The sequence below is a fragment of the Aestuariivirga sp. genome (genome assembly GCF_044239095.1).
Lineage (GTDB): Bacteria > Pseudomonadota > Alphaproteobacteria > Rhizobiales > Aestuariivirgaceae > Aestuariivirga.
This window is the reverse complement of record NZ_JBIICB010000141.1, coordinates 1-10,529: the sequence shown is the minus strand read 5'-3', so window position 1 is coordinate 10,529 and position 10,529 is coordinate 1. Positions and strand designations below refer to the sequence as shown.

At 65.1% G+C, this 10,529-nt stretch carries 11 protein-coding genes; 9 read left to right on the top strand and 2 right to left on the bottom strand.

The features are described 5' to 3' along the window. The 8 genes from ACILRA_RS13390 to guaD form a co-directional block, all read left to right on the top strand. Window positions 1-237: XdhC family protein (locus tag ACILRA_RS13390; RefSeq protein ID WP_395662596.1), on the top strand; the 237-nt coding region annotated here is incomplete at its 5' end. A 4-nt stretch (window positions 238-241) separates the two neighbouring features. Beyond that, the gene (locus ACILRA_RS13385) at window positions 242-1,789 is read left to right on the top strand and encodes an ABC transporter ATP-binding protein (protein WP_395662595.1); all 1,548 of its coding nucleotides are present in this window, start codon (window positions 242-244) and stop codon (window positions 1,787-1,789) included. Then, window positions 1,773-2,852 carry an ABC transporter permease gene (locus ACILRA_RS13380; RefSeq protein WP_395662594.1) on the top strand — a complete coding sequence of 360 codons (1,080 nt, stop codon included), beginning with the start codon at window positions 1,773-1,775 and terminating at the stop codon, window positions 2,850-2,852. Before ACILRA_RS13385 ends, ACILRA_RS13380 begins: the two co-directional genes overlap by 17 nt. 4 nt (window positions 2,853-2,856) lie before the next feature. Then, on the top strand, window positions 2,857-3,726 hold the full coding sequence (locus ACILRA_RS13375; protein ID WP_395662593.1) for an ABC transporter permease: 870 nt from the start codon (window positions 2,857-2,859) through the stop codon (window positions 3,724-3,726). Window positions 3,727-3,755: 29 nt separating this feature from the next. Continuing rightward, window positions 3,756-4,820 (top strand): BMP family ABC transporter substrate-binding protein, encoded by a 1,065-nt coding sequence (locus ACILRA_RS13370; protein ID WP_395662592.1) that lies wholly within the window; start codon window positions 3,756-3,758, stop codon window positions 4,818-4,820. 67 nt (window positions 4,821-4,887) lie between these two features. Next, entirely contained in the window at window positions 4,888-6,969 is a 2,082-nt protein-coding gene (locus tag ACILRA_RS13365) for a urate hydroxylase PuuD (RefSeq protein WP_395662591.1), read from the top strand. Then, entirely contained in the window at window positions 6,966-7,463 is a 498-nt protein-coding gene (gene uraD / locus ACILRA_RS13360) for a 2-oxo-4-hydroxy-4-carboxy-5-ureidoimidazoline decarboxylase (RefSeq protein ID WP_395662590.1), read from the top strand. Before ACILRA_RS13365 ends, uraD begins: the two co-directional genes overlap by 4 nt. Further along, a complete protein-coding gene (gene guaD, locus ACILRA_RS13355) occupies window positions 7,460-8,749 on the top strand; it encodes a guanine deaminase (RefSeq protein ID WP_395662589.1) in 1,290 nt (429 codons plus the stop codon). The genes uraD and guaD overlap by 4 nt, the downstream gene beginning before the upstream one ends. Here the strand turns inward: guaD and ACILRA_RS13350 are convergent. Next, window positions 8,739-9,233, bottom strand: coding sequence for an ureidoglycolate lyase (locus tag ACILRA_RS13350; RefSeq protein WP_395662588.1), 495 nt, complete (start codon window positions 9,231-9,233; stop codon window positions 8,739-8,741). The two genes, guaD and ACILRA_RS13350, sit on opposite strands and share 11 nt — an antisense overlap. Beyond that, window positions 9,230-10,015, bottom strand: coding sequence for a 2-keto-4-pentenoate hydratase (locus ACILRA_RS13345; protein WP_395662587.1), 786 nt, complete (start codon window positions 10,013-10,015; stop codon window positions 9,230-9,232). The genes ACILRA_RS13350 and ACILRA_RS13345 overlap by 4 nt, the downstream gene beginning before the upstream one ends. Window positions 10,016-10,147: 132 nt before the next feature. Between ACILRA_RS13345 and ACILRA_RS13340 the strand changes: the two genes are divergently transcribed. Then, window positions 10,148-10,529: FAD binding domain-containing protein (locus tag ACILRA_RS13340; protein WP_395662586.1), on the top strand; the 382-nt coding region annotated here is incomplete at its 3' end.

Below are 10,529 nucleotides of genomic sequence, written 5' to 3'. Positions count from 1 at the left end.
CATGTGGGCGTCATCGGCAGCGCCACCAAGCGCGCGCGGTTCACGCGGCGCCTGCGTGAGGCCGGGGTGGATGACGCGCGGATCACGGCTATGATCTGCCCCATCGGGGTCGGCGGCATCCGCTCCAAGCTGCCCGCCGCGATTGCCGTTTCCGTGGCAGCGCAGGTGATAACGCTCGACGAAGCATTGTCAGCCGCCCCGGCGCAAGGCAATCTGCCTGCCAGAAATGCAGGTTGACGGCATGGAATATCTCCTTGAAGCGCTCCACGTCACAAAGGTCTTCGGCACGCTGAAAGCCAATGACGGCGTGACGCTGAAGGTAAAGCCCGGCGAGATCCACGCCTTCCTGGGCGAGAACGGCGCGGGCAAGTCCACGCTCGTCAAGATGATCTATGGCGCGCTGCAACCGACAAGCGGCGAGTTCCGCTGGATGGGCAAGCCCGTCGCCATCGCCAGCCCGGCAGCGGCGCGCAAGCTTGGTATCGGCATGGTCTTCCAGCATTTCTCGCTGTTCGAGGCGCTGACGGTGGCCGAGAACATCGCGCTCGCCATGCCAGGCGATTTCGACATGAAGAAACTGGCCGAGCGCATCACCCGCGTGTCGCGTGACTATGGCCTGCCGCTCGAGCCCTCCGCCGTTGTCGCCGATCTGTCGGTGGGCGAGCGCCAGCGGATCGAGATCGTGCGCTGCCTGCTGCAGGAGCCGAAGCTGCTCATCATGGACGAGCCGACCGCGGTGCTCACGCCTCAGGAGGCAGACCAGCTCTTCGTCACGCTGGCCCGGCTGGCGGGAGAAGGCTGCGCGGTCATCTACATTTCGCATCGCCTGGAGGAGGTGAAGCGCCTCTGCCACAATGCCACCATCCTGCGCCACGGCAAGGTGGTGGCCAACGTCGACCCCACGCAGGAGACGGCTGGAAGCCTCGCCCGGCTGATGGTCGGTGGCGACATCCACGTGGTGAGGCCCTCGGACGGGGAGACGAAACACGCCGGGCAGGCTCGCACCCGCCTGAGCCTCGTCGACCTGAGCCTGGCCGCCGACGGGCCGTTCTCGGTCGCTCTCAAGGGCGTATCTCTTGAGGTAAAGGCCGGCGAGGTGGTGGCCATCGCGGGTGTGGCCGGCAATGGCCAGTCTGAATTCTTCGATGCGGTCTCGGGCGAGCGCATGCTCGCCTCCGCCTCCATGCTGCTGATCGACGGCCAGCCCATGGGGCAGACCGGCATCAACGAACGGCGCCAGGCGGGTGCTGCCTTCGTGCCGGAGGAACGGCTGGGGCACGGCGCGGTGCCGGGCTTCACCCTGTCGCAGAATGTCGTGCTCACGCGCCACGCCTGCGATGCCGGGCTGGTCAGATCCGGCCTGGTGAGCAGTGATGAGGCCACAGCGCTGAGCGCCCGCATCATCAAGACATTCGACGTGCGCATGGGAAAGCCCGACCCTGAAGCGCGCGCCCTGTCGGGCGGCAACCTGCAGAAATTCGTCATGGGCCGCGAGCTGGACCGGAAACCCGGCATACTCGCCGTCAACCAGCCGACATGGGGCGTTGACGCGGGCGCCTCCGCCACCATCCGGCAGGCGCTCGTCGACCTTGCCAGGGAGGGCTCGGCGGTGCTCGTCATCAGCCAGGATCTCGACGAGATCTTCGAGATCGCCGACCGTATCGCCGTCATCTCGCGTGGCGAGCTCTCCGAGGCCTATCCGGCCGCGGGCCTCAGTGCCGAGAGGATCGGGCTCCTGATGGCGGGCGCGCATGAAGCGAAGGAGAAAGCCCATGCGGCTGGTGCTTGAGAAGAGGGCGGAGCAATCGGCGAAGATGGCGCTGCTCTCGCCCGTCATCGCGCTGTGCCTCACCGTCATCGCGGGCGGGGTGATCTTTGCGCTTAAGGGTATCAATCCCTTCGAGGGGCTCTATGTCTACTTCATTGAGCCGCTGACCGATCCATGGTCGCGCGAGCAGCTCATCGCCAAGGCGGCGCCGCTTGTGCTGATCGGGGCTGGCCTTGCCGTTTGCTATGCCGCCAATGTCTGGAACATTGGTGCCGAAGGCCAGTTCATTCTTGGCGCGCTGCTGGCGGGGATGATCCCCGTGTTCTTCACCTCGTGGCAGACACCGGAGGTGATGGTGGTAATGCTGGCGCTGGGCGTCATGGGCGGCATGGCCTGGGCGGCGATACCGGCCCTGCTCAAGATCAGGTTCAACACCAACGAGATCCTGACGTCGCTGATGCTGGTCTATGTGGCGCATTACCTGTTCGACTGGCTGGTGCGGGGGCCCTGGCGCGATCCGGAGGGATTCAATTTTCCGAAATCGGTCAATTTCGCCGGCTGGCAGCTGCTGCCGCGCTGGGGCGACGTTCACCTGGGCGCGCTCTTTGCGCTCATCGTGGCGCTCGTGCTTGCCGTCGTCATGGCGCGCACGCTGAAGGGCTTCGAACTGCAGGTTATCGGGGCTGCACCCCGTGCCGGGCGCTTTGCCGGATTCTCGGGCCCGCGCTCCGTGCTGTTCTGCTTCCTGCTGAGCGGTGCGCTGGCAGGCCTTGCGGGGGCGAGCGACGTGATGGGCACATCCGGGCAATTGCAGACGCCCTATTCGCCGAACTACGGTTTCGTGGCCATCATCGTGGCCTTCCTCGGCCGGCTCAACCCGCTGGGCGTCATCGTGGCGGGCCTGCTTCTGGCGTTGAGCTTTATCGGCGGCGAGAGCGTCCAGGTCTCGCTCGGCATTTCCGACAAGATCGCCAAGGTGTTCCAGGGCATCCTGCTGTTCTTCCTGCTCGCCTGCGACACCTTCATCCTCTACCGCGTGCGCCTCGAGACGGCGCGCACGGCGGCAGCAAGGGCGGCGGGGTAGGGCCATGGATTCAGGTGTTATCTTCATCATCCTGACGGCAGCGACACCGCTTCTCTTCGCGGCGCTGGGCGAACTGGTGGTCGAGCGGTCAGGTGTCCTGAACCTCGGGGTCGAGGGCATGATGGTCATGGGCGCGGTCTCGGGCTTTGGCGCGGCGCTCTACACGGGCTCGCCCTGGCTGGGGCTTCTCGCGGCCATTGCGGCGGGCATGGTCATGTCATTGCTCTTCGGTGTCCTGACGCTGACGCTGGTCTCCAACCAGGTCGCCACGGGGCTGGCGCTCACGCTGCTCGGGCTTGGCCTTTCGGGGCAGATCGGCGAAGCCTTCGTCGGCCAACCCGGCGTCAAGCTCCCGAGCATCGCGGGCATCGACCCGCTCATTCCGTTTGCCGTGGTGCTGACGGCCGCGGTCTCCTGGTTTCTCTTCCGCACCAAATGGGGCCTGGTGGTGCGCGCGGTGGGCGACAGCCACGCCTCGGCCCATGCCCTGGGATACGACGTCATCAAGGTGCGGTATGCCTGCGTTCTGTTTGGCGGCGCCTGTTCGGGCATCGCGGGGGGCTACCTGTCGCTCGTCTATACCCCGCAGTGGATCGAGAACATGACGTCGGGCCGCGGCTGGATCGCCCTGGCGCTGGTTGTCTTCGCCTCCTGGCTGCCTTGGCGGGTATTGCTTGGTGCCTATCTTTTCGGCACAATTTCGATCCTGTCCTTTGTTGTCCAAACAAAAGGCTGGGGAATACCGGCCCAGTTCTTGAATTCGCTGCCATACCTCGTCACCATCGCGGTACTCGTGATCATCTCCGGAAACCGGGTGATGATGAGGAAGAACACGCCGGCCTCGCTCGGCCGGCCCTTCGTGCCTGACCGTTAAGAAACTGACTGAACAAGGAGACGTCGAAAATGAAGAAACTGCTCATGTCGGCCGCGGCCGCCATCCTGGCGCTCGGGGCCGCCTCGGCATCGGCCACGGCCGCCACCAAGGCCTGCTGGGTCTATGTCGGCCCGATCGAGGATTTCGGCTGGACCTACCAGCACCACCAGGGCCTCGAGGCCGTCAAGGCCGCCTATGGCGACAAGGTCGAGACCGCCTATGTGGCGAGCGTCCCGGAAGCCGATTCGGAGCGTGCGATCGAGCGCCTGGCGCGTGATGGCTGCAACATCATCTTCACGACCTCCTTCGGCTTCATGGAGCCCACCTTGAAGGTGGCCCAGAAGTATCCGGACGTGAAGTTCGAACACGCCACCGGCTACAAGACGGCCGATAACGTCACCACCTTCAACGCCAAGTTCCATGAAGGCCGCTATGTGATCGGCCAGATCGCGGCCAAGGTGTCCAAGACCGGCACGGCGGGCTACATCGCCTCCTTCCCGATCCCGGAGGTCATCGCCGGCATCAACGCCTTCATGCTGGGCGCGCAGTCGGTGAACCCGGACTTCAAGGTCAAGATCGTCTGGGCCAACACCTGGTTCGACCCCGGCAAGGAAGCGGACGCCGCCAAGGTTCTGCTGAGCCAGGGCGCCGACGTGCTCTCGCAGCACACGGACTCCGCGGCCCCGCTGCAGGAGGCTGAGAAGGCTGGTGCCGTGGGCTTCGGCCAGGCCTCTGACATGATCAAGTTCGCGCCCAAGGCGCAGCTCACCGCGATCGTGGACAACTGGGCGCCCTACTACGTGCGCCGCGTCGGCCAGGTGCTCGACGGCACATGGAAGTCTGAATCCTCGTGGGACGGCATGGCCGATGGCACAGTGGCCATGGCGCCCTACACCAACCTGCCGGAAGACGTCGCCAAGGCCGCGGCTGAAACCGCAGAGGCCATCAAGACCGGCAAGCTGCATCCCTTCACCGGACCCATCACCAAGCAGGATGGAACCGTCGTGGGCGAGGCCGGCAAGCCGCTGCCCGATGGCGACATCCTGGGCATGAACTGGTATGTGAAGGGCATCGACGACAAGCTGCCGCAGTAAGCGCGCATAACGCAAGCCAGCGCCTGCCGCGGGAAACAATCCCCGGCAGGCGCATTCGTGAAAGCCCATGCCCGAGCCCTTCATCGCCGACTGGCTGAACTTCCTCATCCGCTGGGGCCACATGATCGCAGGCATCGCCTGGATCGGCACGTCCTTCTATTTCGTGGCGCTCGATTTCTCGCTGAAGTCGCGCGGTGGCCTGCCGGATGGGGTGCGCGGCGAGGCATGGGAGGTGCACGGCGGCGGCTTCTACCACGTCCAGAAATACCTCTCGGCACCCTCCCGCATGCCGGAGCATCTCACCTGGTTCAAGTGGGAGGCTTATCTCACCTGGGTCACGGGTTTCCTGCTGCTCGCCGCCGTCTACTATCTCGATGCGCGCGCCAACCTGATCGACCCCGCCGTACTCGACATATCGCCCTGGGCCGCGATCCTCATCTCGCTCGTCTCCATCGTTCTGGGCTGGGCCATCTATGACGGCCTCTGCCGTTCGCCCATCGGGCGGAATACGGCGCTGCTCGCCTCATGCGTCTTCGCGCTCATCCTCGCCTTTGCCTATGTCTTCACGCATGTCTTTTCAGGGCGTGGCGCCTTCATTCATGTGGGGGTCATCGCCGGCACGATGATGGCGGCCAACGTCTTCATGGTCATCATCCCCAATCAGCGGAAGATCACGGCAGCACTGCTGAAGGCCGAGACGCCAGATCCGCGCCTCGGCGCCATCGGCAAGCAGCGCTCGCTGCACAACACCTATCTCACACTCCCCGTCCTGCTGATGATGATCAGCAACCATTTCGCGATGCTCACCAACGCGCCCAATGCCTGGCTGCTCGTGGGTCTCGTCTTCATCGGCGGCGCAGCGCTCCGCCATTTCCTGGTGCGGCATGAGGTGGGCGATCCCCTCTCCAAGATCGGCTGGACGCTGCCGGTCATCTTCGTCGCACTGGCGCTCGCCTGGTGGCTCACGGCGCAACCCGTGCTGTCCCTCGATTGGGCCAACCTGTTGCTCCGCTGGGCCCATATGATTGCCGGCATCGCCTGGATCGGCACGTCCTTCTATTTCGTGGCGCTGGATTTTTCCCTCCGCAAGGCGCCGGGTCTTCCCTCAGGTGTCGCGGGCGAAGCGTGGGAGGTGCATGGCGGCGGCTTCTACCACGTGCGGAAATATCTCACCGCGCCCGAGACGCTGCCGAAGGACCTGATCTGGTTCAAATGGGAGGCCTATCTCACCTGGGTCACGGGCTTCCTGCTGCTCGTCGTTCTCTACTACATTCAGGCAGATACATATCTGATCGATCCGAATGTGCGTGACCTTGCGCCGTGGCAGGCCATTTCCATCTCGGCCGCTAGCCTGGTCCTTGGCTGGGTGATCTATACCGCACTCTGCCGTTCGCCCATCGGGCGCAACACCGCGGCGCTGGCTGTCAGCCTGTTCGTGATGCTGCTGGCCTTCTCCTTTGCCTATGCCAGCCTGTTCTCGGGGCGTGGCGCCTTCATCCACATCGGCGCGCTGATCGGCACCATCATGGCCGCCAATGTGTTTATGGTCATCATTCCCAACCAGCGCAAGATCACGGCGGCGCTGCTCAAGGGCGGGAAGCCGGACCCCGCACTGGGCGCCACCGGCAAGCAGCGCTCGCTGCACAACACCTACCTGACGCTGCCCGTGCTCGCGGCCATGATTTCCAACCATTTCCCGATGGTGACGGATCACCCGCAGGCATGGTTGCTGGCGGGCCTCATCATCCTCGGCGGCGGGCTGTTGCGCCACTTCCTGGTGCGCACCGAAGTGGGCGATCAACACCGCGACATCGCCTGGACGCTGCCGCTGATCGGCACGGCACTGGCCTTCGCACTGCTGCTGACGCAGCCCGCCAAGCTGCTGCTGTTTCCGGGCGAGGTGACGGACCAAGAGGCATTGACGATCGTCCAGACCCGCTGCGCCACCTGTCACGCCGCCAACCCCAGCGATGCCACCATCAAGGTGGCGCCCAAGGGCGTACACCTCGAAACGCTGGCAGAGTTGAAGCGCTATGCCGCGCAGATTTCCGTTCAGGCGGTACAGAACAAGGCCATGCCGCTCGCCAACCGCACGAAGATGACGGATGAGGAGCGCGCCAAGCTCGGAACATGGATCGCCAGGCAATGATCACCATCTCCAGCGTGAACGCCCTGAGCCCGCAGGCCTTCCTCGACGCCTTTGGCGATGTTGCGGAGCATTCCCCCTGGGTGGCGCGCGAGGCGCAGAGCTTCCGACCCTTCCACAACCGCGATCAGATGATTGCCGCCTTCGAGCGCGCCATCCGCGCCGCCAACCGGGATGCGCAGCTGGCCCTCATCTGCGCTCACCCCGACTTGGCGACGAAGGCGAAGCTCACGCAGGACTCCTCGCGGGAGCAGGCGGGTGCTGGTCTCGATAGCCTGACGGAGGAGGAATTCGCCCGCTTCTCCGAACTCAACGCACGCTACAAGTCGTGCTTCGGCTTTCCTTTCATCTTCGCGGTGAAAGGCGCCACCAAGCACATGATCCTCGAGAGCTTCGCTGTGCGCGTGGGCAATGAGCGGGAGGCGGAATTCGCAGGCGCGCTGGCCCAGGTCTGCCGGATCTTCCGCTTCAGGATCGAGGACAGGGTGTCGCCATGACGCGCGTCATCAAGGGGCAGGTCCTGAGCTTCTCGCCGGAGGGCGCAGCACTGCATGAGCGCAAGGGCGCCATCGCCACCGGTGACGACGGCACGATCCTCTGGTCAGGCCCGCTGCCGCTGTTGCCGCATGCCTTCCGCCAGGCGCCGGTGGACGATCATGGCGACAGGATCGTCATGCCCGGCTTCATCGACGCGCACATCCACTTTCCGCAGTACCGCATGCTCGCGGCGCCGGGCAAGGACCTGCTCGACTGGCTCACCCGCTTCACCTTTCCTGAAGAAAGCCGCTACGCCGATCCGGCCTATGCCGCCGCCGCGGCGGAGGTTTTTCTCTCCCGCCTGTTTCAGCATGGCACCACTGCGGCACTCGCCTTCTGTTCCGTGCACAAGGCCTGTGCTGATGCGCTCTTTGCTGCGGCGGAACAGAAGGGCATGGCGCTCGTCACCGGCAAGACCTTGATGGACCGCAACGCCATCCCCGCCGTCCAGGACGACCCCGAAACAGGTGCGCGTCAATCGGAAGAACTCTACCGCGCCTGGCATGGCAGGGGGCGGCTTCGCTATGCGGTGACGCCGCGCTTCGCCATCACCTCATCGGAGGCCCAGCTCAAGGTCGCGGGCGAACTCCTCGCCTCGCTGCCGGGCGCACTGATGCAGACGCATCTTTCGGAAAGCCCCGGCGAGATCGCCTTCGTGAAGCAACTGTTCCCCGATGCCAGGGATTATGTGGACGTCTATGACCGCTTCGGCCTGCTGGGCGCGCACAGTCTCTTCGCCCATGGCATTCATCTCTCGGAGCGTGAATGCGCGCGGCTGTCCGAAGCCGGTGCCAGCGTCATCCACTGCCCCACGTCCAACACCTTCCTCGGCTCGGGGCTGATGTCCATGCCGCATCTCAGCAAGGCAGGCCGCCCCGTGCACCTCGGTGTTGCGACCGATGTCGGCGGCGGCACCAGCTATTCGATGCTGGCGACGCTTGGCGAAGCCTACAAGGTGCAGATGCTGGGCGGTTACAAGCCGTCGGCGGTTGAACTCTTTGCCATGGCCACGCGCGGCAATGCCGGGCGCCTCGGGATCGCGCATGAGACGGGTGCGGTCGAGATTGGCAAATACGCAGACCTCGTCGTGCTTGATCCCTGCGCCACGCCGGTGCTGGCGAGCCGGCAGGACGTGTCAGCCTCGCTCGAGGACGTATTGTTCTCGCTCATGATCCTGGGGGATGACCGGGCGGTGAGCGCCACCTATGTCAGGGGCCAAAAGGTGCACGAGCGGGTTACGGTGTGAGCGTGAAGGCGGCGCCGTCCCCCAGCCACACTTCCTCGAGATTGTTGCCCGGCCCCTTGCGGTCGACGATCAGGAAGCGGCTTGCCGCGTCGAGGACCAGCAACGGGTGGTGCCAGACGTTCCGCGCATAGTTGACGCCCTGGCGGCCAGACGCCGTAAAGGCACGGAAGCTCGAGGTATCGTGCACGTCTCCGGCGGCCAGCACCAGCCACGGCAGATCCTGAAGGGGAAAGAACAGCTGGCTACCAAGCGGGTGGCGCTCCATCAGGCTGATCGCGATCGGCAAGGCGCGCGGCTGGCCCACAAACAGGCTGATGTTGGTTTCGCCGCCCTCGCGGCTCACATCCACATGCGCGAGGTCGTTGAAGCGCTGGGCGAAGCCCTGGTTGATGGTGATGGGGGCTGAACCCTCCAGCTCGATCACGTCGCCGAAGGGCGCGAAGGCCTCGCGCGTCAGCGGTTGGGGTGTCAGGTTCCGCATCATGCGATCCTGCAGGCGATGGCGCCGAGTTCGCCGTAGTCCACGCTCACCTCGTCGCCCGGTTTGATGGCCATGGGTATGATGCAGGTTCCCGTCGTCACGAACTGCCCGGCCTTGACGCCCCCGCAATAGCTCGAGGCCTCGTTCACGAACCAGGTGAGCGCCTTGCGCGGGTCGCCCAGCACGGCCTTGCCCGTGCCCTCGGCCACGGGCTTGCCGTTTATGGAGCCCTTTACAGCGTGTTCGGAGAGGTTGATGTGCCGCCATGGCATCGCAACGGCGGGGCCCAGCACCAGCCAGCAGGCGCAGGCCGTGTCGGCGATGAGCTGGGCTGCGCCCACCTTGGTGAAATCCCCGTAGCGGCTGTCCGGCACCTCGATCGAGAGATGCAGCGAGCCAACGGCATCGAGGGCCTCGTCCTGCGAATAGGGCAGGGTGCGGGGCGGCAGGTCCCTGGTGAAGCCGAAGGCGAATTCGGCTTCCGCCACGCGCATGATGTTGCCGCCAAGCGGCACGCCCGCGCCGGGCGCCATCAGCCTGCTCTGCAGGATGCGGCCAATGATCGGCCCGTCGACGTTGATGTGCTTTTGGCCCGCCTCGCTGGTGGCGGCGATCTTCCAGCCCGCCACCGCGCTGCCGCTCTGCCGCGCCACGGCGGCGGCGGCGTCATAGCCCTCCGCCCGGCTGCGGGGGCGCATCGCATCCGGCAGGGCGGGCATGCGGGTGGTGGCTGACCAGTTGCCCAGCAACAGGCTGGCCGCTGCGGTGAAATCAGGCTGCGCCATGGTGAATCGGTCTCTCCGTGTTAGCGCGCGTTCCGACCAGGTGGAATCACCTGGTCGAAAAGAACTCGCGCAAGTTAAATGGCTTGAGCATGATCCGCAAAAGTGGTTTCCACTTTTGCGGATCATGCTCTAGTGGCCACCTATAGCGCAGGACAGCTCACCGGCGCGCGGGAATTCATTGACAATGGAAGCCCGCAGGCGACACAATCCGGCAGCTCTGAAAGCGAGAATTTCGACGTGTATGCAAGGCCCCGCAGCATCGAGGAGGCAGCGATCGCCATGTCCGCCCCCGGCGCGCTTGCGATGTGCGGCGGCACCGATGTGTTTCCTGCCCATGCCGGCCGCCCGCTGGCGCGGCCCATTGTCGACCTCTCCGGCATCGACGGCCTGAAGGGGATCACCGAGACGCCTCACGCCTTCCGTTTCGGCGCGGCCACGAGCTGGAGCGCCATCGCGCGGGTGGGTCTTCCGCCCGCCTTCGATGGCCTCAAGGCGGCGGCGCGCGAAGTGGGCT